The 23,042-nt window shown below is 37.6% G+C and carries 21 protein-coding genes; 14 read left to right on the top strand and 7 right to left on the bottom strand.

Annotated features, from left to right (window positions below; genetic code table 11):
* The first annotated feature begins 383 nt into the window (after positions 1-383).
* The 5 genes from ACG72T_RS08120 to dhaM all read left to right on the top strand — a co-directional run bounded on the left by ACG72T_RS08120 (position 384) and on the right by dhaM (position 4,951).
* A complete protein-coding gene (locus ACG72T_RS08120) occupies positions 384-1,184 on the top strand; it encodes a sulfite exporter TauE/SafE family protein (protein ID WP_395265691.1) in 801 nt (266 codons plus the stop codon).
* A gap of 242 nt (positions 1,185-1,426) precedes the next feature.
* A complete protein-coding gene (locus tag ACG72T_RS08115) occupies positions 1,427-2,791 on the top strand; it encodes an NCS2 family permease (RefSeq protein WP_395265764.1) in 1,365 nt (454 codons plus the stop codon).
* Positions 2,792-2,986: 195 nt separating this feature from the next.
* On the top strand, positions 2,987-3,979 hold the full coding sequence (dhaK, locus tag ACG72T_RS08110) for a dihydroxyacetone kinase subunit DhaK (protein ID WP_395265690.1): 993 nt from the start codon (positions 2,987-2,989) through the stop codon (positions 3,977-3,979).
* A gap of 13 nt (positions 3,980-3,992) precedes the next feature.
* The gene (gene dhaL / locus ACG72T_RS08105; RefSeq protein WP_395265689.1) at positions 3,993-4,580 is read left to right on the top strand and encodes a dihydroxyacetone kinase subunit DhaL; all 588 of its coding nucleotides are present in this window, start codon (positions 3,993-3,995) and stop codon (positions 4,578-4,580) included.
* A gap of 2 nt (positions 4,581-4,582) precedes the next feature.
* A complete protein-coding gene (dhaM, locus tag ACG72T_RS08100) occupies positions 4,583-4,951 on the top strand; it encodes a dihydroxyacetone kinase phosphoryl donor subunit DhaM (protein ID WP_395265688.1) in 369 nt (122 codons plus the stop codon).
* Positions 4,952-5,035: 84 nt separating this feature from the next.
* Here the strand turns inward: dhaM and ACG72T_RS08095 are convergent, their stop codons facing one another.
* Complete coding sequence (locus tag ACG72T_RS08095; RefSeq protein ID WP_395265687.1) at positions 5,036-5,329, bottom strand: hypothetical protein; 294 nt, start codon at positions 5,327-5,329, stop codon at positions 5,036-5,038.
* Positions 5,330-5,563: 234 nt separating this feature from the next.
* Between ACG72T_RS08095 and ACG72T_RS08090 the strand changes: the two genes are divergently transcribed.
* Complete coding sequence (locus tag ACG72T_RS08090) at positions 5,564-5,968, top strand: hypothetical protein (protein ID WP_395265686.1); 405 nt, start codon at positions 5,564-5,566, stop codon at positions 5,966-5,968.
* 17 nt (positions 5,969-5,985) lie between these two features.
* Positions 5,986-7,233, top strand: a complete 1,248-nt coding sequence (locus ACG72T_RS08085) for an MFS transporter (protein ID WP_395265685.1) — start codon at positions 5,986-5,988, stop codon at positions 7,231-7,233.
* A gap of 150 nt (positions 7,234-7,383) precedes the next feature.
* On the opposite strand, the gene ACG72T_RS08080 is transcribed toward ACG72T_RS08085, so the two are convergent.
* On the bottom strand, positions 7,384-7,764 hold the full coding sequence (locus tag ACG72T_RS08080; RefSeq protein WP_395265684.1) for a DUF4430 domain-containing protein: 381 nt from the start codon (positions 7,762-7,764) through the stop codon (positions 7,384-7,386).
* Positions 7,765-7,889: 125 nt separating this feature from the next.
* Between ACG72T_RS08080 and ACG72T_RS08075 the strand changes: the two genes are divergently transcribed.
* Genes ACG72T_RS08075 through ACG72T_RS08065 form a run of 3 tightly spaced genes read left to right on the top strand, consistent with a single transcriptional unit; the run spans position 7,890 to position 11,003 of the window.
* On the top strand, positions 7,890-8,819 hold the full coding sequence (locus ACG72T_RS08075) for an energy-coupling factor transporter transmembrane component T (RefSeq protein ID WP_395265683.1): 930 nt from the start codon (positions 7,890-7,892) through the stop codon (positions 8,817-8,819).
* On the top strand, positions 8,753-10,336 hold the full coding sequence (locus ACG72T_RS08070; protein ID WP_395265682.1) for an ABC transporter ATP-binding protein: 1,584 nt from the start codon (positions 8,753-8,755) through the stop codon (positions 10,334-10,336). Before ACG72T_RS08075 ends, ACG72T_RS08070 begins: the two co-directional genes overlap by 67 nt.
* Positions 10,326-11,003, top strand: coding sequence for an ECF transporter S component (locus ACG72T_RS08065; protein WP_395265681.1), 678 nt, complete (start codon positions 10,326-10,328; stop codon positions 11,001-11,003). Before ACG72T_RS08070 ends, ACG72T_RS08065 begins: the two co-directional genes overlap by 11 nt.
* A gap of 34 nt (positions 11,004-11,037) precedes the next feature.
* On the opposite strand, the gene ACG72T_RS08060 is transcribed toward ACG72T_RS08065, so the two are convergent.
* Positions 11,038-11,757, bottom strand: coding sequence for an MIP/aquaporin family protein (locus ACG72T_RS08060; protein WP_395265680.1), 720 nt, complete (start codon positions 11,755-11,757; stop codon positions 11,038-11,040).
* A 143-nt stretch (positions 11,758-11,900) separates the two neighbouring features.
* Here ACG72T_RS08060 and ACG72T_RS08055 point away from each other — a divergent pair, with 143 nt between their 5' ends.
* Both ACG72T_RS08055 and ACG72T_RS08050 read left to right on the top strand, forming a co-directional pair.
* Complete coding sequence (locus ACG72T_RS08055; protein WP_395265679.1) at positions 11,901-12,470, top strand: cob(I)yrinic acid a,c-diamide adenosyltransferase; 570 nt, start codon at positions 11,901-11,903, stop codon at positions 12,468-12,470.
* Positions 12,471-12,479: 9 nt separating this feature from the next.
* A complete protein-coding gene (locus ACG72T_RS08050; RefSeq protein ID WP_395265678.1) occupies positions 12,480-13,088 on the top strand; it encodes a sugar O-acetyltransferase in 609 nt (202 codons plus the stop codon).
* 278 nt (positions 13,089-13,366) lie between these two features.
* Here the strand turns inward: ACG72T_RS08050 and ACG72T_RS08045 are convergent, their stop codons facing one another.
* Positions 13,367-14,161 (bottom strand): Cof-type HAD-IIB family hydrolase, encoded by a 795-nt coding sequence (locus ACG72T_RS08045; protein ID WP_395265677.1) that lies wholly within the window; start codon positions 14,159-14,161, stop codon positions 13,367-13,369.
* Between the two features lie 82 nt (positions 14,162-14,243).
* Positions 14,244-15,050 (bottom strand): Cof-type HAD-IIB family hydrolase, encoded by an 807-nt coding sequence (locus tag ACG72T_RS08040; RefSeq protein WP_395265676.1) that lies wholly within the window; start codon positions 15,048-15,050, stop codon positions 14,244-14,246.
* A 319-nt stretch (positions 15,051-15,369) separates the two neighbouring features.
* Between ACG72T_RS08040 and ACG72T_RS08035 the strand changes: the two genes are divergently transcribed.
* Positions 15,370-16,413 carry an alpha/beta hydrolase fold domain-containing protein gene (locus tag ACG72T_RS08035; protein WP_395265675.1) on the top strand — a complete coding sequence of 348 codons (1,044 nt, stop codon included), beginning with the start codon at positions 15,370-15,372 and terminating at the stop codon, positions 16,411-16,413.
* Between the two features lie 106 nt (positions 16,414-16,519).
* On the opposite strand, the gene ACG72T_RS08030 is transcribed toward ACG72T_RS08035, so the two are convergent.
* Positions 16,520-17,884: an MATE family efflux transporter gene (locus ACG72T_RS08030; RefSeq protein WP_395265674.1), complete on the bottom strand. Its 1,365-nt coding sequence runs from the start codon at positions 17,882-17,884 to the stop codon at positions 16,520-16,522.
* 183 nt (positions 17,885-18,067) lie between these two features.
* Complete coding sequence (locus ACG72T_RS08025) at positions 18,068-20,767, bottom strand: glycoside hydrolase family 65 protein (RefSeq protein ID WP_395265673.1); 2,700 nt, start codon at positions 20,765-20,767, stop codon at positions 18,068-18,070.
* A 217-nt stretch (positions 20,768-20,984) separates the two neighbouring features.
* Here ACG72T_RS08025 and ACG72T_RS08020 point away from each other — a divergent pair, with 217 nt between their 5' ends.
* Entirely contained in the window at positions 20,985-22,955 is a 1,971-nt protein-coding gene (locus ACG72T_RS08020) for a glucose PTS transporter subunit IIA (protein WP_395265672.1), read from the top strand.
* The last annotated feature ends 87 nt before the right edge of the window (positions 22,956-23,042 follow it).

Below are 23,042 nucleotides of genomic sequence, written 5' to 3'. Positions count from 1 at the left end.
TTTTTATAGAAATTAAAAAATGTATTGAATTGATATGATTATGTCAGTTCAATACATTTTTTGTCTTATCCTTTATCTTTTGCCCTTAAGCACTAGGGGTTTCCAGCTTCCACTCCTACCAAGCAAAATAAGGAACGTAGGATTCCTATAAATATCACTAACAAATCAAATACGCAGTATCCTAGTCAGGAGCGGAAGTTCTGGGGGATATCAGTGGTGAAATTTTACTTAATTGGCGATCTTTGCCAATTTAGTAAAAGGTCGAGCTTGAAGACCGTCAGCTTGCTGAGGGGCTCCAAGTCGGCCCACCACGTTCCATATCCCTCAGAACTAGAGCGGATGACGGCAGTGAACCACCAATAAACGCCTCCCAAAGTAGTACAATGAATGCAAAAAGTTTAGGGTCGTGTTATGAAGTGACTTTGTTAGAATTGAATCTGATTTTAATTGTTACAGGAATTGTGGCTGGTATTGTTAGTACAGCTGCGGGTTTGGCTTCGTTGGTTTCTTATCCAGTTTTGTTAGCTTTAGGATTACCTCCAGTAACTGCAAATGTAACCAATACCTTGGGTTTGCTGTTCACTAGTGTGGGAGCGGTGGCGTCTTCGCAAAAGGAATTGAAGGGTCATGGTAAGAGTTTGGGACTAATGCTGCCACTGACGCTTTTGGGTAGTATTGTCGGAGCTTTTTTATTGTTTTTGATTCCAGAAGCAACTTTTGCCAAAATCGTGCCTTTCTTTATCTTCGTAGCCGCAATTTTGATTTTTTTTCCGCATCGCACTCGGTTGTCGGGTCAAGAAGTTAAAGTTCCTTCGATGGGGAAAAAGCTTTTGACTTGGTTAGCCATCTTTCTAATTGGTAGTTATACGGGTTATTTTGGTGCTGCTGGTGGAGTTTTGATGTTGTCATTATTGGCTTGGACTTCGAATGTTTCTTTTCCTGAATATAACGCTCAAAAGAACTTGGCTTTGGGATTGGCTAATGTGGTGGCAGCGGTGATCTATGTTACAAAAACACCAATTCCTTGGAACCATGTGATCTTTTTGGGGATCGGTTTTTTGATTGGTGGCTTCTTGGGACCTAGAATCGTTCGTCATTTACCAGCCCAATTGTTGAAAATTTTAATCGGTATTGGAGCTTTGATTTTGGCTGGCAGTTTATTCGTTCAGGCCTATCATCTTTGAGAAAAAAACTCAATTGAATGTTTTTTCAACCATTAGACGATTCTTAGGGTAAAAGACGAACGTTACCTGCTGATTTTAGAAAATGGATAGCTAATCTGCTGATTTAATTACTAAAATAATAGCAAAAGCCGAACTATATTTATAATTAATGATATAAATGTTTCTAACCTACTTGTCAAAACCCGAATAATCTGTAATACTAGATAAGTTCAAAAAAGAGATTATTTTTTTAAGGGGCGTTTATAGTGAATTCATTAGACAATAGAGGGAATTTAAGTTTCTTGGAACGTTTATTCCATCTTGAAGAAGCCCAAACGAATGTTAAGCGTGAGATCTTAGCTGGTCTGACGACATTTGTTTCGATGGCTTATATTTTATTCGTTAATCCTCAGGTGTTAGGGGATTCCGGTATGAATAAGGGCTCACTGTTCACGGCAACGGCTTTGACAGCGGTTGTTGGTTCGGTATTAATGGGGATTTTAGCTAATTATCCAATTGCGATTGCTCCAGGTCTTGGAGACAATGCCTTTTTCAGTTATTCAGTGGTAATTGCCATGGGAATTCCTTGGCAAACTGCAATGGCAGGGGTTTTTGTTGCCAGTTTGATTTTCTTAGTTTTATCGTTGATGAAAATTCGTGAGGTTGTCATCAATGCCATTCCTAAAGATTTGAAGTTAGCTGTGGCAGCGGGCTTGGGAATATTTATTGCCTTTGTCGGCCTGCAAGGTGGCGGTTTAATTACTGCTAGTAAGTCTTCTTTAGTAGCAATCGGTTCATTTGCTAATCCGACTACTTGGTTGACGATCGTTGGTTTGTTGGTTACAGCCATTTTGATGGCTCGAAAGATTCCTGGTGCTATTTTTATTGGTATGGTCTTTACGACGATCGTTGGTCTAATCACCAAGTTGATTCCAGCACCAGCACATATTGTTTCTGCCATTCCTAGTTTAAAGCCAACTTTTGGAGTTGGTGTGGCGCATATCGGTGATATTAAAGAACCACAGCTCTGGGCGGTAGTAATTATCTTCTTGTTAGTGGCTTTCTTTGATACGGCGGGTACTTTGATTGGCTTAGCCGAACAAGTCGATGTTATGCAAGATGAGAACGGGAAGATGCCTAGAATTGGTCATGCTTTGATGGCTGATTCAATTTCTATGGTCAGTGGGGCAGTCTTTGGTACTACTCCACCAACGGCCTATGTTGAATCTTCTGCAGGTATTGCAGTAGGTGGTCGGACTGGTTTGACTTCAATCACGGTGGGGGTATTGTTTGCCTTATCGATGTTCTTCTCACCATTATTGACAGTTGTGACAAGTAACGTTACGGCCCCAGTTTTGATTATCGTAGGTACTTTGATGGCACAATCGATGAAGGGAATCCAGTGGGATCGATTTGAGATTGCCCTACCAGCATTCTTGACGATTGTTGGTATGCCTTTGACCTACAATATTTCTTACGGAATCGCTTTTGGATTCTTAGTTTATCCAATTACGATGTTAGCTGCCGGCAAACGTAAAGAAATCAATCCAATTATGTATGGATTGTTCGTAGTTTTTGTAATTTTGCTATATATTATCAATATCTTGCCAAAAGCTAGTTTGGCATAAAAAAATAATTCAAGATTTTAAGCATAAAATAAGTCCTATAGTGTGGCTAAACGCCAGATTATAGGGCTTTTTTTGTCTTAAAGACCAATTTCAAATGCAAAAAAATTGCTTAGATAGCTCTTTTAATTACACTCATGAAATTTCGAAAAGGAATATAATGAAAGGGTAATCGCTTACAAGGAGGGGTAAACAAGTATGAAAAAAATTATTAACAAAGTAGAGGACATCGTACCAGAAATGATCTCAGGACTGGTTAGAACAAATTCTGATCTAGTTAAACAAATTTCAGGAACGACTGCGGTTGTGAGAAATGATCGTAAGTTCAAAGAGTCTAAACAAGTCGGAATCGTCTCTGGCGGTGGCAGTGGTCATGAACCTTTGCATGCTGGATATGTTGGTGATGGAATGTTGAGTGCTGCAGTTGCCGGTGAGGTCTTTACTTCACCCACTCCTGACCAAATTTATGAGGCTATTAAAGCTGTCGACCAAGGACAAGGCGTTTTGTTGATCGTGAAGAATTATTCTGGCGATGTGATGAACTTTGACATGGCCAAAGAGATGGCTGAAGCTGACGATATTGAAATTAAGACAATTGTTGTAGATGACGATATTTCAGTTAAAAATAGTGAATTCACTCAAGGTAAACGTGGTGTTGCTGGAACGGCTCTGGTCGAAAAAATTGTTGGTGCGGCCGCTCGTTCAGGCATGGATTTAGCCGATTTAGCAGCGTTGGGTCAAAAGGTGATCGATAACACTAAGACGATTGGTATTGCCTTACAAGCAGCCACAGTTCCCGCTGTGGGCCATCCTGGTTTTGAATTGGCTGATGATGAAATTGAATATGGTATCGGTATCCACAATGAACGTGGTTATGCGGTCGAAAAGATTCAGCCTGCAAAGAAATTAGCCCACGAATTGATTGAAAAAATAATGAATGAATTTTCTGATTCAGAAGGTGATTTCGCTATTTTAGTCAATGGTATGGGTGCTACGCCGTTGATGGAACAATATATTTTTGCCAATGATGTCTTAAATGAATTAGAAAGCGACCAGATCAAAGTTTCCTTTACTAAAGTTGGCAACTTGGTTACTTCGCTTGATATGCAAGGAATTTCTTTAACAATTATGAAAGCTGACAGCGATTGGATCAAATACTTGCAAGAACCAGTCAATACAATCGCTTGGTAAAGAGGGAGATTTGATGAAATTAGAATTAGCAGCTGCAAAAAAATGGATTGATTTATTCGTACAACAACTTGAAAATCAACAAACGACTTTAAATGAACTCGATACAGCAATTGGTGATGGCGATCACGGAACCAATATGAAACGTGGAGCTATTGCTATTGGTGAGTCATTCGAAAAAAAGAACCCAGAGAATCTTGCTGACCTTTATAAGGCAACCGCCTTTGCGATGATCCAAAAAGTTGGAGGAGCTTCCGGACCATTGTATGGAACTGCCTTTTTGGATATGTCTAAAGCAGTAAAAAGTGAAAATATTGAACTAGCTGATTTGATTCAAATTGGGACTGATGGGCTCAAACGTCGTGGTGAATCCGATGTCGGTATGAAGACTATGATCGATGTTTGGCAACCAGTTAGTGATGCTCTAGCGGCTAATAAGTTTGATCAAGCAGTGATTGATTCCGCCTTAGAATCAGTGAAGGGATTAGTTGCTACAAAGGGACGTGCTAGTTATTTAGAGGAGAAATCAAAAGGTCATATAGATCCAGGAGCTCAATCGAGTGCCTATCTATTCATTGCTTTACTCGAAGTGATGGGAGAATAAATATGAAATATGGAATTTTGATTGTTTCGCATTCTTCAGATATCGCCAAAGGTGTTAAGGCACTAATATCACAAGCAGCGCCTGATTTGTCGATTACAGTTGCTGGAGGAACTGACGATGGAGAAATCGGTTCTTCTTTAGAAAAAATTCAGCAGGCCGTTGACGATAATACTGGTGATGAGATCTTAGCCTTTTACGACTTAGGCAGTTCCAAAATGAATTTGGAAATGTTATTAGAAATGACCGATCGGGTAATTCATAAATATGATGTCGCTTTGGTTGAAGGAGCATATACAGCGGCTACTTTAGCCCAGGTTGAAGCACCCTTAGCCACGATTGAAGATAATCTGAAAAAATTAATCATCAAATAAAAAAAGATATCTAATTCAAATACGAATTAGTGCGTTAGTCCTTGTCAAGTTGACAACTGAAATAATATAAAATTGAATATGTTTCTAAATGGCCATATCTCGGTATTCTGCTGGGGTATGGCCATTTCTTGTATGTGATCTGCTTATTTCATTAAAGTAGTGAATCCCATCATTCTCTAATCGAACTAATTCCTCAAATGTCTTCGGAGTTGGGTGTATGTCCATCCATCGAAGCTTGAATTCACTCCGCCAACGTTCCATTGAGGCATTGTCATATGGCGTTCCCGGACGAGACATACTTCTGGTGACGCTATGTTGATCAAGGAAATTATTAAATGAGTTCGATGTAAAGGCGGCTCCTCGATCTGTATGTACCATCGGATGAAATTATATTATTTCATCTGACAACCACAAAGGGATTATCGCAAATAATAAGCTAATCTTTTTTTAATGTAAATAGATTTTTTGACATTTTATATAATGATGTCACTGTATTACCATCGTTGGTTCTGAAGGGAACAGTGTATATAAGTCAAAATTAAAAAATAATTATTGGTTTTTAATAAAATTAGAGTATTATTACAACAATACCTTAGGAAGGAAGTACTGATATTGAAGACTAATCCAGAAAAAGTTTCATTTAATGTATCTCCAACAGATTTAGGATATGTCGATTTGCTCATTTCAAGGGGAATATATACTACGAGAACAGACTTTTTTCATAATGCTATTAAAGATGAACTGACAAATAATCAGAAACAAATAGGAGTATTGTCTGAAGAATTACATCCTAAATATGATAGTTCGATAGAATTAATTATCGGAACGTATAGTTATTCAGATGAAGAGATATTAAATTTAATGAGAGTAGGAAAAACTAATTTAGTAGTCATAGGGAAGTTGGATTTGACGAGGGTCACAGATACAAAAAATTATATGAAGCAATACATACCATTCGTGTTTTTGGAAAGTTTAATGCATCAGAGGAGATTTTCTTGCATTATACAAATTAAGTGATAGATGGGAGGAGTATTATGAAGAATAAGTCGAATAAACAACTCTGGCTATCCGTTTTCAGTTTGCTTACAGGATCAATTGCCAGTGAGGTTTTCACATTTGCATTGGGGATGTATATTTTAAAAATATACAAATCTAGTTTTCTATTTTCTATGATAATTTTGACTGGACCAGTGGTATCACTGCTTTTAAGCCCACTAATTGGACATGTTGTAGATAATTTTTCACATAAAAAAATTGTAATGATATCACAATCGGTAAGTATTATTGTAATGGCTATTGCAACACTACTGATTTTCAATTGGTTTAATAAATATATCTTCATACTGTTAGTCATTATATTATCAGGCATACTTGAGGCCTGTGATGCCTTTCAGTCAACTGCTTATAAAGCATCGACTACGGGGATAGTTGTCAAAGAAGATCAACAAAAGATTATTGCATTAGAACAAGGTGTGAATATTGTAGTAACTTTATTGAGCCCAATTTTAGGTGGGGTGTTGTATGCAATACTGCCAATAAAGTATTTCTTTTCTTTTGATTTAATAGGTGAAATTTTAACGTTGTTATTAATTATTCCATTAAATTTCCAATTGTTTAGTACCTTGAAGACAGCAGTTACACAAAAAAGAAAGCACATTCTCGAGGATTTCAAAGAAGGTATCAGCTTTATCATTAAGGATAAGATTTTAGTTTCTTTGACAGTTTTCAGCGTTGTGATAAACCTTTGTCTAGCTTCTATCAATGTTGGTGTTCCCTATATTTTGTTGACGAAGTTATCCATGAATACGAGAGAATACGGAGTCATCCAAGCCCTTCTGGCTCTAGGAATGTTAGGTGCAAGCTTGATTTGGAGCACTGTAAAGTTGAAATCTTCTTTGTTAAAAACTACAGGCTTATTTGGATTACTGGTAACGTTGAGTTTGATTCTGTTTTGTTCGCCAATAGCTTCGAGAAGTTATGTAGGTATTACCTATGGAATAGCGATGACAATTTTAGGATTTGCAATTGTATCAATTAATATGCCATCTTCAATTTACGTAAGAACACAAGTAGAAGAGGATTATCAGGGAAGAATTAATATATTTTTTAATTCGACTTTGGGAATCTTAACACCCATTGGAACGGCTGTATTTGGAATACTATTTGAAAAGGTATCAGGCACAATATTATTCTTTGTTTCAGCATTAATAATATTGTTGATGTCAATTTTGTTAATTACTGAGAATAATGTAACCTCAAATGAGGTACATACAAAATTCTGATAAATATAAAATTCTTTCTCATATTTAGCTATATAAAGTTAATCGATATACAAAAAATCGCCTAATCACATTACATGATTAGGCGATTAAAATTAACTGAACTCCAATTCATTGGGTCCACTTCAAATACGAATTAGGTCTCTTTTGATGTTAACCATTATATTTAGAAAGTTTAAATTCAACGTGGTCTTTATTCTTTAATTTTTTCTTGTCGGCGGAAACGTCAACTTGTTTCTTATTGACTGTGTAAGTCCAGTAAATCTTTTTCTTGGCATTTTGTTTGTGACCGTCGATTTTGGTAATAAAGCCGCCTTTGTCAGTAACTTTGAAAGCCTTCTTCAAGCCAGTAGTTACTGAGGCACCTTTCTTAACTGTGACAGTTTTTTTAGCAATCTGTTTGGTATTTTTTTTCAAGGTATAAGTTACCTTGATATTCTTAGTTGAACTTGCTTGAACTGTTGTAGCAGTGGCAGGTGCAAAGACGCCCAACAGCATAAGCAATGAAGCTAAGAAAGCCGCAAATTTTTTCATATTAATTTTCCTCCTCATATTTTCACAACAGATTTAATTATAGCAAATTAAAAACCTTCTGAATCAAATAGATTTTTTCAGTGAATACGTTAAAATAAGAATATTATGTAAAAAGAGGTGGCAAGATGAATCTGTTGATTAAAAACTTTCGAGAAAATATCAATAGTTTGACTAGTTTTATTTATTTGGTCAACGTAATCTTGATTACCTTGCTCTACAACAATCCCGTCATTTTATTAGGTATCAGTTGTTCGTTAATAATTATGGCGAGCCTAACACGAAAGGAAAAATTAAAAAGTTATGGTCAGTTTTCAATCGTAATCTTTATCGTGACCGTTATTTTTAATCTGTTGTTAAATCAAAGAGGAAACGACCTATTATGGCAAATTCCTTTCGTCAGAATCACTAGCGAATCGTTGGTCAATGCGTTGACGTTGGGCCTTTCATTCGTAAATTTATTATGGGCCTTTTATTTATATGACAGTATGATTCGAATCAAAAGTATTTTTGAATTATTGGCCAATCTGTTTAAAAGTATTGCTATTATTTTTATTTTAACGGTAAAATTTATTCCTGAGATTATTCAGATTTATCAAAATACCAAAGCAATCAGTCGATTTCGCGTAGCAATTATGGCTGAACGTCGTAATTGGTTGAAGAGAATCAGACAGACAATTGATTTGAACGAAGTTATCTTGAATAAAGCTATTGCTAATTTTATGAATGTTTCGGATACATTGATTCTGAAAAGGTATGACACTAGACAACGTCACTTTGGCCGAATTGAATTTAAAAAGTTGGATTGGTTTGTCGTAATTTTAAGTGGAGCCAGTCTCTTATTTAATTCTGTCATGACAATCATGAAGTTCGGTAAGATCAACTTTGGATCTGCTGATTTAGAGATATCGTTTAGCTTAGTAAGAACAATTTTACTTGCTAATTGTTTATTTATTTTATTACCGTTGTTAATAGGAGGCATGAATTACTTATGGTGGAAATTGCACAGTTCCAAGACTACAGCTTCCAATACAATAACAGCCAAAAATTATCGTTAGATAAGATTAACTTTTCACTTGCACAAGGTGACTTCATAACTTTGATCGGTGCTACTGGTAGTGGCAAGAGTACTTTCTTGAAGCAGTTTTTGCCTAAGTTGGCAGCTGGAAGAGTTATTTCGGGACAGTTAGTCAAGACGACTCAAAATATTAGCTATGTTTCCCAATTCGTTGATAATCAGATGATCATGGAAAATCCGCGGGATGAATTGAAGTTTGTTTTGGATAACCAAGGCGCGAGTGAAAATGAAATTCAATTAAGAATCACGGAGATTGCCAGCTTTTTAGGAATAATTGACTTATTGGACCAACCGGTTAAACAGTTGTCGGGTGGGCAAAAGCAGTTGGTCAATCTAGCATCGGCTTTGATTTTAAAACCGGATCTTTTGTTGTTGGATGAACCGACTGCTCAGTTGGACCCAGTAGCATCCGAGAAATTGTTGCAGATGGTTCATAAAGTCAATGTGGAATTCAACATGACGATTGTCTTAGTTGAACACGAATTAGAGCAGGCCGTAAAGTTTACCAAACGTTTACTGATCATGGAAGATGGGCAATTGTGCCTTAACGAGCCGATTAATAAGGCTTTACCACGATTGTTTGAGAATAAATCATACCGCAATTTTTTGACGCAAATAGACCGTCTGGCCTTGGAACTGAATTTGGATGTGCAGTTGCCAATTAATAACCAAAATTTAAATCATTCTCTGAAAAATCAGCTTGCAAGTTTCGTCAGTCGAGAAGTTTCACAATCCCAAGTATCGAGTCCAGTTTTGTTAGCAGCAAAGAATATAAGCTTTCGTTTTGAGTTTAATGGCCGACAAATTATTGACAACGTAACGCTGCAACTTGAGACGGGACATTCCTACTGTATTGTCGGTCCAAATGGGATGGGGAAGACAACTTTATTGAAAGTGTTGACTCAACAATTAAAACCACAGTCTGGTAAGTTAAGCCTTAACGGACAAAGTTATGATCAGACTTTTTTTCAACAAGTCTTCGTACTTCCCCAAAATCCGGCCGATTTATTTATGAAGGAAACTGTGGCTGAAGAACTTTCGTTTCAAATCAAGCAGAGCCATAGTTCCCAAACCATTGCAGAGATTTTGGGGCAATTTTCCTTAACTGGCTTAGAGGAGAAGAGTCCTTATGATCTCAGTGGCGGACAACAAGAATTCTTGGCATTAGCCTTAGGATTTATCAAAAATCCCGCAATTATTTTCTTAGATGAACCGACAAAAGGATTAGACCCCAATAAAAGAATCGAATTAGGTCATTTGTTGCACAAGTTTCAAAAACAAGGTGGCACGATTTTAGCCAATAGTCATGATTTATTGTTCGCAGCCAGTTATTTCGACCAAATTGCGATGATGTTTGCGGGAAAGCTGAGTGAATTTGCAGAACCAGTCACTTTTTTCAGTGATAAGTTCTTTTATACGACGGAAATAAACAAAGCCTTACGGGATATTTTTCCGCAGGCTTTAACTTGGAAGGATGTTTTAAAACGTGAATCGTAAATCAGTATCGTTATTAGCAGTGGCATTAGTTGTCTTATTGTTGATGGTAATTTTTGCCAGTAAAAATTATCTCTTGTTTTCATTTGGCTTTTTAGTGGTCACAATGGGGATTTATTTCTGGCGTTTTGAAAAGTCAGGTCATAATTCAAGAGAAGTTGTCTTTATTGCAATTATTTGCGCTTTAGCGGTAGTTGGTCGCATTATCTTTGCGGCGCTTCCAGCGGTTAAACCAGAGCTGTTTATCTTAATAATGGGTGCCATTGTCAGTGGACCAGAGACAGGTTTTTTGATGGGCACGATTATTGCTTTGACTTCCAATATGTATTTTGGACAAGGAATCTGGACGCCTTGGCAAATGTTTGCCTTAGGTTTGATCGGTTTGATTTCAGGCTTGTTGATGAACCGAAAACTTCCTACTTGGCTGTTGGTTGTTTGGGGATTTTTTAGTGGCTTTTTGATGGGATGGATCATGGATATCTACTATATCATTGGTTTTGTTGACCCAATCACGATTAAAAGTGTTCTTGCTGCAATTCTGGCCAGTTTTTATTTTGATTTTGTGCATGCTTTATTTACAGCTGTTTTGTTATTAATTGTTGGAAAAAGGTGGATCAAGCTGTTCAATAACTATAAATTGAAATACAACTTGTTCCCTGACGGTAATTAAAAAAGAACAAACCATTTTGGCTTGTTCTTTGCGATTAAGGAATCAATAAGTAAGCGAGTGAACCAACGATCCCTCCAGCGAGAGGTCCTAAGATTGGTACCCAACTGTATGACCAGTCGGAATTACCTTTGTTGGCAATTGGTAAAATTTGATGAGCAATTCTGGGACCAAGATCTCGGGCGGGATTAATAGCATAACCAGTCGTACCACCAAGGGAGAAACCAATTGCGGTGATCAATAACCCGACGACGATTGGGTTAAGACCTTGAGTGAATTTTCCACGGGTGAAGGCTAGTAGGGCAAAGACTAGGACAAATGTCCCAATAAATTCACTAAGAAAGTTGAAGAAATAATTACGAATGGCTGGTCCAGTAGCAAAAACCCCTAAAATAGTTGCAGGGTCATCTGTTTCTTGCCAGTGTGGGTAATAATTGATCCAAACAATAACTGCACCCACGATTGCTCCTAAAATTTGAGCAATGATGTAAGGAATGACTGATGACCAAGGGAAAACACCGGCTATTGCCATCCCAACAGTTACAGCTGGATTTAAATGAGCAGGGCTCAAGAAAGCGGAACAATAGATTCCTAGAGTTACGGCTAATCCCCAGCCTAAAGCAATGGCGATCCAACCAGAACCTTCAGCTTTTGATTTCTTCAAACTGACAGCAGCGACTACGCCATCACCCAATAAAATCAAAACCAAGGTACCGATGAATTCACCGACTAATTGTAACGCTAAACTATCTTGCATAAGCTTTCCTCCTATAATTCACATGACTGCGCTTACATGTTATTATTATAACCAGACGCCAGTCCAAACGCCATGAAATACTTTTGTGAAGGATTGTTTCGGCGATAATTTGTTTAGGAGAATTTTAAAAGGAGTATTTGAAAATGAAAATTTATACACGCACTGGCGATAAAGGTCAAACTAGAATCATTGGTAATGATGTTTTATATAAGTCAGCTCCAAGAATCAACGCTTACGGCACGATTGATGAATTGAACTCATTAGTTGGGGTCACGATTGCCAATTTATCTGATCAGACCGAGAAATTACATCAAGAATTGGAAGAAATTCAACAGTTGTTATTTGACTGTGGGACTGATTTGGCAATTTCAGCAACGGATAAGAAACATGAATTTATTTTTAAAGATGACAATGGCTCAGTCGACTGGTTGGAAAAAAAGATTGATCAGTATACTGACGCTACGCCTAAGATTCAGAAGTTTATTTTGCCTGGTGGCTCCAAGACCGCTGCAAATTTGCATTTGGCTCGGACAGTTAACAGACGTGCTGAAAGAGAAATCGTAGCTTTGATGCAGGAAGAACCGATTAATGAATTTGTCTTGAAGTTTATTAATCGCTTATCAGATTACTTTTTCGCTGCAGCAAGATATAGCAACGTTTTAGATGACGTTGAAGATATTCAATACCGTAACAGTAAACCGGTTTTTAGATAGGAGAAAGTTATGCGTTCGGAAAAAGAAAAAATGTTGGCGGGCGACTTATATATTGCTCATGATCCACAATTACGAACTGAGTTTCATAAGGCCAAGCGATTGACCAGAGAATTAAACCACACGACAGAAGATCAGCCACAAGAGCGTCAAAGAATTATCAAGGAACTCTTCAAAGCAAGCGGCAAGGGCGTTTATTTGGAACCGCCTTTTTATACCGACTATGGTTGTAATACTGAAGTTGGCGATAATTTTTACGCAAATTATGAGTGTGTTATTCTCGATATTGCTGAGGTAAAGATCGGCAATAATGTCTTCTTTGGCCCCCGCGTGGGACTCTATACGGCTGGACATCCAATCGATGCCGTCATTAGAAATGAAGCGTTTGAATTTGGCAAACCAATTACGATCGGCAATGATGTTTGGGTTGGCGGTAATGTCGTTATCAATCCCGGTGTCACTGTCGGCAATAATGTTGTCATTGGTTCAGGTTCGATTGTGACAAAAGATATTCCTGATAATGTGATTGCCGTCGGAAATCCTTGCAAGGTTTTGCGAGAGATTAACGATGATGAAAAGAAATTCTGGCAAGCTGAAAAGCAAAAATACTATGAAAATTAACTGATTAATTCAAATTTTATGTGAACACGAAAAAACAACCTTGATTAAGAAAAAGGTTGTTTTTTGTTATATCATGAAAACGGGACAAAACACGTTTATGCTACAATGTTAAAGATAAACAATGTTCTAGTCTCATTTTCTAAATTTCTATATAGGGGGAGGATAATCAAATTTTGTTTTTGTAATTTGATTATGGTTATATCCTACCAACCGAATTTGAAATATCTGTTGAGAAGATGAGACGAAAGCTTAAACAAATTGTGAAGATTATTTGATTACTAAATTCCAAAAAGTTCTTCTAAATGTTGAATAACGCCTTGTTGGTTATTATCGACAGTCTCAAAAGGTGCAGTCTCTTTAACATCTAGTGCTGCATTTTTCATTGCTACACCGTGGCCCACGTAACTCAACATTTCTAGGTCGTTGCCACCGTCACCAAAAGCGCACATTTCGTCTGGTGAGATATTTAGCTTGCGAGAAAGATATTGTAGACCAGTTGCTTTGTTGACATCAGCTCTGATAACGTCGATGTCACCGTGACCACTAGTAACGATCGAAACTTCAGGACCAATTAAATCAGACAATTTCTGCATATATTCTTCAGTTTGGTCTTTGGGACAGTTACATGAAAATTTGAGAATACCATCGTCAATATCGGAGAAACTGTCAACCGAAGTTAACTCTGGAAAATAAAAATTGGAAATTTTGTAATATTCAGGAGTAGCAGACTTCAAAATATAAGCAGATTTTTGGCCACACATAATACCGGTGACATCAGGCAAGCTGTTTAAAACAGCAATCGTTTTTTGCAAAGTGGCCTCATCGAATGTATCTTGTTGGAAAACCTCTTCGTGACTGCCGATCAAAGCACCGTTTTCAGCTACAAAGAGCGTTTTAGGAAAGTCTTTAAAAAAATTACGTAATTGATAATACTGATTACCACTAGCTGAAACGAAAGTTATCCCGTGCTCAGTCATGTAGTCATAAACACGCTGGAAGCGAGCGTGATCAAAGTGCTTATCGTCGGTTAAAAATGTTCCGTCCATATCAGTTGCAACTAATTTAATTGTCATAATTATTCCTCTCAATTTAAACATTATAGTAATGATTTTATCTGGAATGATTGGTTCGTAGCAATTGATTTTAGCAAATTAATTAAATGAAAAATTTGGCAATTGCATGAGCAATTCCTTCATTATCATTGCTATCCGTAACATAAGTTGCATGTGACTTAACTAGCTCTGTACCGTTGCCCATAGCGATTGCTGTACCGGCAAAGTCAAACATTGGCAAATCATTTTGCTCATCGCCAAAGACCATGACCTCGTCGGGTGAAATATTTAAAATATCGGTGAGCAATTTAAGGCCACTGCCTTTATTCACATTTTGGTGCATTAAATCGAGGAAGTTTTTGCCTGCCCGAACGACATAACCGATGTCGCCAAAGGTTTTTTTGACCAGCGGTTCGTAGTTATCGAGTTCTTCTTTTTCACCTACGATTGCCGCTTTAGTTATTTCAAAATCCGCCGGTAGTTCGTCTGGAGTTCGTTGATAAATTCCAGCACTATTTTCATAAGCTTGAACAACGGCGATACGATTGATATCTCGATCGGAAGTAATAACTCTGCTTTGGTCATCTAACACGTAGTAGGGCATTTTGTTACTAGTGACGAAGTCGACAAACTGACGATAGACTTGATTATCGAGGGTTTGACGTTGCAAAATCGAACCGGAAACTGTTTCAATAATGGCACCGTTGTTGGTGATTACGTATTGATTATCGCCGTGTAGTCCTAAATCTTGCAAGAATGGGCTGACTCCGGCCAGTGGTCTGCCAGAGCAGAGAACGATTTTAACCCCTTGTTGAAGCAGGTTTTGAAGTGATTTCTTAGTTTGGGTAGTGATTTGTCCTACCGAATTCAATAAAGTATCATCGATATCTAAAGCAACAAGTTTGATCATATTTACTCCTTAATAAACTTAGTTAAATAAGCAGTGATATTGTATCAAATAAGTAAAGCGGTTTCAAACACGTGCTGAATCGGATAAAAGCTGCTTGGCAGAAATTTGTTCGTCATTATCAAATAGTTGTAAAATGGTCAAAGAGTTTTGTTATCAAAGTGATAGTTAGGCCTTTAAACTCATAAGAATACTCCTAAATGATATTTTTCAAACCGCTTTTAACAAAAAAAATTATTGAATATTAATTTAAAATATGTTTAAACAACATGTATAATGAATCTAATTATATAACTATCAAATTTTACAAGGATGGTGAACCATGCTAAAAAATGATTACAATATTGAACTAAAACGTCTAAGTCAAATCAAGCCAGTTGATATCCCTCATTTGAACGATGTGACCATGATTGTTAAAGACCGTATTGATAAACATTCATATGAACCGATGATTTATGATCATCTGAAAACATTGCCAGACGACCCTAGTTTGCCCAACGACTTAACTCAATTAAGAGACGGCAATAATCATGAAGACATTGATCAAAAAGAATATCAAAATGTAGTGGTTGAGGATGAGTCGATTGATGAATTAGGAAGAGAAGTCAGATATCTAAAGATTCATCAAAAACCAGTTAAAGATTCGACCAAGGCATTGATTTATTTGCATGGTGGGGCCTTCTATGGTGGTACGCCAGAAGATACTTTGCCATTTTTAAAACTTTTAGCCACAAAATTTCGAGGAACTATTTATAGCGTGGATTATGGAATTGCCCCAGAAAATCCGTATCCGTCTGCCATAGAAGATGTTTTATCAGTTGTTTCAGCTCTCAAGTCAAACTACACTTCACTATCACTTAGTGGCGACTCAGCTGGAGCGGCGATTGCTTTAAGCGTCAGTCAGCTCTGCAATTTGATGGGATTGTGCCAGATCGATAAACACATCTTGTTCTATCCTACAGTGGTTCACGGTTCGGACCATGAGGGTGCGCTTTGGGACGATAAAAAGATCAATATTGTTGATGCTCAAAGAAGAGCTTTGCATAACAATTACACGCAGTTTAAATCATTGGATACGATCATGACAGACTATTACACGGCCCACCAAAAGTTTGATTTGTCGTCGCCAATATTATCGCCACTATATGCTGATCCAAAGATTTTTAAGAATGTTTTAGTCTTAACTGGTGAATTTGATCCATTCCGATTGCAGGATGAGACTTTCATTCAAAAAATTGGTATGGCTGGATCTCAGGCTAAATATATTCGCTATGGTGGCTTAGCTCACGCATTCTTAAATTATGTCAACCAGATTCCAGCTGTGGAAGACAGTTTGTTAGAGTGTGCTAAAGAGCTGAATGATTAGAAAATACTTATTTTGAATATCTAAAAACAAAAATACCCGTTGATTCTCTGAAATCCAAGAATCAGCGGGTATTTAGTTTGAAAAAATTTGTTGCGAATTGTTCCAATCAGCTATTTTCGATAGTTTCAGTTTCTAACTGATCCTTTTGTTGACGGAGTTTTTTCAGCTCCATTCTCCAAGTGCTGACTAAGACTAATACAGAACCGATCCAAGCTAGTGGGTTGGCCATTGCCGCACCATAGAATCCAAACAAGCGGATCAAGACGATTCCGGCAAAAATTCTCATCAAAAGTTCCGCAATTCCGGCAATTGTTGGTGCCTTTTGGTTACCAAGTCCTTGAAGGGTGTATCTGACAATAAACAAGATTGACAGGATAAAGTAACTAGAACCGTTGAAGTAGTAATATATTTGAATTAAATTTAGGATTACATCTTGACTGCCGTTCATAAAGAGCTGCGAAATGTTTTGTCCAAAGATAATTAAGAAAGCGCCAATCACCAAACTAGAGGAAACGGAAATAATAATGCCGGCTTTGACACCTTGTAAGATTCGATGGAACTTTTTGGCACCTAAATTCTGAGCGGTATAGTTTACCAAAGCTAATCCAAAACTGAAGGCTGGTAATGTGGCAATCTGCTCGACACGTCCAGCGACAGTATAAGCAGCTACCGCATTAGCTCCCAGTGTATTCAACATAACTTGTAAGATAATTGAACCGATGGCAATAATAGACGATTGAAAACCCATTGGTAAACTGATTCTTAGTAGTTCTTTGATTTCTGCTTTATCTATTTTAAAGTCGCTTCTACTCAAGATTAGATAAGGAACGTGACTTCGAATATAAAAATAGAGAATTACAAAAGTGATTGTTTGTGCGACCACAGTAGCCAGTCCTGCACCAGCAACTCCCATATGTAGTAAGAGAATGAAAACCAGTTCCAATAGGATATTCAAAACGGTACTTACTATTAAGAAAAATAGCGGTACTCGAGAATCGCCTAAAGCGCGCATGGTATTTCCTAAAAAATCGAAACCTACAAAAGAGAATATTCCTGCAAAGATGATTTCCAAGAAGATAAATGAATCATGAATCAAAACTTTTGGAGTCTGCATTGCTATAAGCAGAGGATAAGCTATCAAGAGCGCCAGGATAGTAAAGATAACAGCAATCCAAAAGGAAATGATTATCCCTGAAGCAAAGCTTTTTCTAACCCCACGTTCATCGCTTGCTCCGTATTTTCTAGCAGTAAGAATCGTCAAACCACTGGTCATACCTTGAGCAAAGCCAATAACTAAAGCAGTTAATCCCCCCGTTGCACCAACACTGGCTAAAGCATCAACACTGATTGTTTTCCCAACAATTAAAGTATCAATGAAACTGTAAAATTGTTGGAAAAAGTTACCTAGTAATAAAGGAATCGTGTAAAGAAATATGACTTTCATAGGTCTGCCTTGTGTCAGATCTATCATAAAAGTCCCCGTCCTTTTTTTAGAATACGAATATTTTAGCATGTTTAATTATTAAGTCTATGGTAATAACTTATAAATCAAGATAAATTTAAAAGAATAATTTAAAGACAGGCTCAGGCTTGTTTTATAGCACAAAAAAGCCTCTGATTTCAGAATTGAAACCAGAGACAATCTGTATGTCAGTTAAAAGGTCAATTGAATCTCTTGTCCGGCAACTAAAGGTAATTTTTTGCCAGTGAAGATAACGGTGGCATCGCGGTCAGATTTAATAACAATATCGCCTTTGGTAATATGGAAACGATATTTCGTACCTTTAAAAATCAAACTGAAATCAATTTCATGCCACTGCTCTGGCAAATTAGGATTGATCTCTAATACCTCACCACGAGTATCTACTCCGGCGAAGAAAGTCGTAACGACATTTAAGGTTGCACCCATAACGCCGAGATGTAATCCTTCAGCAGTTGTACCGCCTTGAATATCATAGTAATCACTCGTTAAAGCTTCGTAAAATAGCTTCCAAGCCTTAGGATGATTGTTGATCTTCAACAGTAACATTGTATAAACGATTCGTGAAAGCGTAGAACCGTGAGTGGTTCTAGCCAAATAATAATTGATATTATCGGCCAGAAATCTGTCAGTATTGGTGATGGAGTAACCTAGATCAGACAAGATATCGAAAAATTCATTATCAGTCAGATTAAACAGAGCCATCAATGTATCGGCTTGTTTTGCGACTTGATAATTATCAGGATTATCGTCATTGGCTTTCAGAATCCGGTCCATTCGTGAGATATTGCCGTACTTTTGACGATATTTATCAAGATCGAGTTCTTTGAGATCAAAGTAGTTTTCAAATTGGCCAAGGATGTCATCTTTGAAATCTAATTTAAGACTTCTTCTGACATCATCCAATTTTTGAATCTCATAAGTGGAGAAATTAGTTCTCTCAAAATTATCTTCTAAGACGTCACTTGGTTCACTGGTGATGAGATAGAGCAGCTTTTTGAAGAGCCAGCTGACCATGATATTGGTATAGGCATTGTTTGTTAGTCCATCGTCATCATTGCCCGGATATCCTTCATGAAATTCATCAGGTCCCATGACATTTGAAATAGAGTACTGCTCGGTAATTGGATCAAGCTTAGCTAAATCTAGCCAGAATTTACTGATCTCTAGGAGCATTTCCAAGCCGTAGTCTGCCATGAAATTTTCATCGCGAGTCAAGTGGTAATAGTTCCAAATATTATAAGCAATAGCTAAGGAAACGTGACGCTGTTTACGTGAATTGTCTGGGTCCCACTGATTAGTGATAGGGTTGAGATGGACCTCTTGAGATTGTTCATCCCCATACATCGCACTTTGCCAAGGGTACATAGCACCGTTATAATCACTGTCTGACGCATAATCTTTTGCAGCCCCTAAACGATTGTAACGATACATTAATAAACTTTTGACTAAGTCTGGTTGATGGAGGACGTAGTAGTCCAAATCGAATAATTCATCCCAAAAGATATGACCACGATAGCCTTCACCTGTTAGACCACGGGACCCAATCGAAGCATCAAGATATTGGTTAGCTTCGATTTGAGCTGCACAATTCATACTGTAAATGTTGAATCTGAGCAATTTTTGCGCCGTTATATCGCCTTTGATCACAATGTTTTCGTTATGCCAGATTTTTTTCCATGAGGCTGTAGTTTCTGCTTGAGCTTGGGCAAAGCTTGGCAAAAATTCGTGTTTTTCCGCCGCAAGCTCGACATTAATATCGGTTTCAAGGGAAGTATATATCGTGACCTTTTTTTCGAAAGAGTATTTTTGACCGGCAATCGCTGTGAAAGCAACTTGTTGTTCGGCAATTTCATCTTGATTAGTTACCGAATATTGAGGGTCCTTAATCGTTGAATAGTCAATATCAGTCTTAATTGCCACTTGGACTTCTGATTGGTTAGTGTGCAACAACATCAATGATTGGGCAGCCGAATTTTTGATCGTATCAACGACAAGATGTCGTTTGGCTAAGTTGCGATATCTTTCGACATTTGAATTGACAACGGTGCCATCTGTTTGAGTATAAATTGTCACTTTGCCAGAAAAGTTGAGCGGCTCAACGATGTATTGTAAGTAATAATCATGATAGTGAGCTAGTGAGGCCAGCTTTTTTTCGGTAATCTTTAATTCTTTGCCATCCAGCAATTTCACTAGCATATCGATCGTCAAAACACCTGTCCGCAAGTCTAAAGAACGATTGCTTTCTAGGATAAAGTCTTCATCGATTGTAAAAGGTTCGCCATCATCGATTCCAAAACTGATATATTGAGCATTAGGTAAGTTAACTAAGTCTTCATTGATGATGTCACGTCCGTTAATAGGTGTTGATAATTGATTGAACACACCTGCTACATAAGTGGCTGGATAATTGTCGTCATTTGCTTTGGCTTCAAGATAAGTACCCCGTAATCCCAAGAAGCCATTGCCAATCGTTTGCATAGATTCTTGACCGTATTGACGTTTACCGTGATTGACTCCATAGTAATCCAGATGCCAAGTGGAATTATCGATTTCTTCTTGAACCGCTTGGTGGATATCGTCATGTTCAAGTTCATCCAGATTGATCACGGGAATATGGAAGACGTCTTCTATGGCAGTGGCAAAGTCGACGATATTGTTTTGGAAAACAAAAATATTATTTTTGAGTAAAAATACGTTAGGATTAGTAATGATAATCACGTCAAAGGAGTCATTAAATGTCTCTTTAAATTTTTGTAGGATTTGATTTAATTCCATATCATCACTGAAAGCAAAAAAATTATCATCAATATTTTTTATATTATCGGCATAATAGAATTTAGTATCTGTGACCTTTAAATACATTGATTTCATCTTAAGATCCTCCGTAGAATATTAAAGTTAGATTGGAACAAGTCTTGAATATATGTTTAAACACATCTCTACGTAGACTATTATACAACATGGTAATCTATATTTAATGCAAATTTCATAATAATAAATCTTCTAACTTGATGTTTACACATATTCAGTTGTACTATAGCTTTGGTTGGAATGTAACCATTTACAAAACTAAAGGAGGTTTTTTCCAATGAAGGGTTCAGTTAAACTACTTGCTCCCGTTTCTGGGAAAGTCATTGAAATGACCAAAGTTCATGACCCTATGTTCTCTGCTAAAGATATGGGTGAAGGTTTCGGCGTTATCCCTAACGATTCAACGATCGTAGCTCCTGTCTCTGGTAAAGTTATGTTAGTTGCTTCAACCAAGCATGCTGTAGGCTTTACGACCGATGATGGTTTAGAAGTCTTGGTACATATGGGTGTTGATACGGTTGAACTCAATGGTACACCGTTTGAAGTTTTTATTAAGGAAGGCGACACGGTCAAAGCTGGCGACAAGATTGCCACAATGGATCTTGATGCAGTCAATAAGGCTGGTAAAGCAACCGATATTATTGTCGCTATCACTAATACTGCCAAGGTCGTTAAAGAGATTCATGTGACGACTGGTGATATTAAGGCTGGTGATGATGCAGCCGAAGTCTTACCACTTGCTCCTGGAGAGACTGCTGCAAAGCCAAGTGGCAAAGTCGATTATGACCAATTAGGTGCCGATATTGTTAAAAATGTCGGTGGAGTCGAAAATGTTCGCAGCGTTATTCACTGTATTACTAGAGTCCGTTTCTATCTCAAGGATGACAATAAGGCTAATGATGCTGTCATCAAAGGGATGAATGGTGTCATTGATGTCGCTAAAGCTGGTGGACAATATCAAGTTGTTATCGGACCAGCAGTTGTGGACGTTTATGATGCTGTTGTCAAGGCCTTAGGACCTGGTTTTGGAGACAGCGATGACGCAGTAGCACAACCAAAAGCTAAGGCTCCAGATGGTGTCTGGCCAAAAACTAAGTTTTATTTCAGCTCATTAATCGGTGTTATTACTGCAAGTATGATGCCAATTATCGGACTGTTAGCCGCTTCAAGTATTTTGAAGGGACTTTTAGCTTTAATCGTTTCCGCTAAATGGATTTCTGCTACGAGTTCAACTTATATGATTATTAATGCAATGGGCGATTCAGTCTTTTATTTCTTACCAATTTTAGTTGGATTCACAGCTGCAAAACGTTTAGGTGCAAACCAAATTATCATGGGAGTTATCGGTGGTGTCTTGGCTTATCCAACATTAGTTCAAGTCGCTACTAAATCGAGTTCAATGGCGATGAATATCAATTCAAACTTCTTTGGTATTCCGATTCATATTGCCAACTATACCTACTCGATCTTCCCAATGATTGCTGCCGCATGGATTGCTTCTAAGCTGGAACCATGGCTCAAGAAACACATCGTACTCTCATTGAGAATGATCCTCAGTCCTTTACTTGAAGTATTTATTGTCAGCGCAATCATTATTGTCGTTGTGGGACCTATTATTACTTTAATTAGTTCATACTTAGCTGCCGGAATCGTGGCAATGCTAGTAATTAGTCCAGCTATTTCAGGTCTGATCATTGGTGGATTGTATCAATGTTTGGTTATTTTTGGTCTACATTGGGCCGTTATTCCAGTGGTTGCCAGTCAAATTGCGACAACTGGACATAGTGCTTTGAATGCTATCGTTTCAACAACGATGGTGGCTCAAGGTGCTGCTGCAATGGCTGTCTTCATTAAGACTAAGAACCATATTGATATTAAGCAAATTGCTGGTGCTGCAACGCTATCAGCCTTTTCTGGTGTTACTGAACCTGCAATGTATGGTATTAAATTGAAGTATGGTCGTATTTTCTGGACTGCTAATATTGGTAGTGCGGTAGGTGGATTATTGACCGGCTTGTTACATGTTGATATGTGGGGCTTCGCCGGTTCATTGATCGGTTTTGCATCATTTATCAATCCTAAGGGAATTGACAGTAGCTTTACTGGTTACTTGATTGCTTCTGCAGCTACAATCGTTGTTGCCTTTGTATGTACTTATATGTTTGGCTTCAAAGAAGAAGATTTCGATCACAGTCATGAAGTTGAAAAAGTAAGTTTAGGTAGTCGTGAACCAGCTGCTACTAATTAATTTAAGAGTCTCTTAAAAACGATTTTTTTATTAGGATTTGTCATATAATAATGGCAAGTCCTTTTTTTGTACCGGAGGTGTAGCATT

It is taken from the genome of Companilactobacillus sp. FL22-1 (assembly GCF_043951805.1).
GTDB lineage: Bacteria > Bacillota > Bacilli > Lactobacillales > Lactobacillaceae > Companilactobacillus.
Note: the sequence above shows the minus strand (reverse complement) of the source record. Positions and strands in the feature narration are given on the sequence as shown.

Coding starts and splice junctions, on each gene's coding strand:
- ACG72T_RS08120 (WP_395265691.1), top strand. CDS start 384: ATGAATGCAAAAAGTTTAGGGTCGTGTTATGAAGTGACTTTGTTAGAA.
- dhaK (WP_395265690.1), top strand. CDS start 2,987: ATGAAAAAAATTATTAACAAAGTAGAGGACATCGTACCAGAAATGATC.
- dhaL (WP_395265689.1), top strand. CDS start 3,993: ATGAAATTAGAATTAGCAGCTGCAAAAAAATGGATTGATTTATTCGTA.
- dhaM (WP_395265688.1), top strand. CDS start 4,583: ATGAAATATGGAATTTTGATTGTTTCGCATTCTTCAGATATCGCCAAA.
- ACG72T_RS08095 (WP_395265687.1), bottom strand. CDS start 5,329: ATGGTACATACAGATCGAGGAGCCGCCTTTACATCGAACTCATTTAAT.
- ACG72T_RS08085 (WP_395265685.1), top strand. CDS start 5,986: ATGAAGAATAAGTCGAATAAACAACTCTGGCTATCCGTTTTCAGTTTG.
- ACG72T_RS08080 (WP_395265684.1), bottom strand. CDS start 7,764: ATGAAAAAATTTGCGGCTTTCTTAGCTTCATTGCTTATGCTGTTGGGC.
- ACG72T_RS08075 (WP_395265683.1), top strand. CDS start 7,890: ATGAATCTGTTGATTAAAAACTTTCGAGAAAATATCAATAGTTTGACT.
- ACG72T_RS08070 (WP_395265682.1), top strand. CDS start 8,753: ATGGTGGAAATTGCACAGTTCCAAGACTACAGCTTCCAATACAATAAC.
- ACG72T_RS08060 (WP_395265680.1), bottom strand. CDS start 11,757: ATGCAAGATAGTTTAGCGTTACAATTAGTCGGTGAATTCATCGGTACC.
- ACG72T_RS08055 (WP_395265679.1), top strand. CDS start 11,901: ATGAAAATTTATACACGCACTGGCGATAAAGGTCAAACTAGAATCATT.
- ACG72T_RS08050 (WP_395265678.1), top strand. CDS start 12,480: ATGCGTTCGGAAAAAGAAAAAATGTTGGCGGGCGACTTATATATTGCT.
- ACG72T_RS08045 (WP_395265677.1), bottom strand. CDS start 14,161: ATGACAATTAAATTAGTTGCAACTGATATGGACGGAACATTTTTAACC.
- ACG72T_RS08040 (WP_395265676.1), bottom strand. CDS start 15,050: ATGATCAAACTTGTTGCTTTAGATATCGATGATACTTTATTGAATTCG.
- ACG72T_RS08035 (WP_395265675.1), top strand. CDS start 15,370: ATGCTAAAAAATGATTACAATATTGAACTAAAACGTCTAAGTCAAATC.
- ACG72T_RS08030 (WP_395265674.1), bottom strand. CDS start 17,884: ATGATAGATCTGACACAAGGCAGACCTATGAAAGTCATATTTCTTTAC.
- ACG72T_RS08025 (WP_395265673.1), bottom strand. CDS start 20,767: ATGAAATCAATGTATTTAAAGGTCACAGATACTAAATTCTATTATGCC.
- ACG72T_RS08020 (WP_395265672.1), top strand. CDS start 20,985: ATGAAGGGTTCAGTTAAACTACTTGCTCCCGTTTCTGGGAAAGTCATT.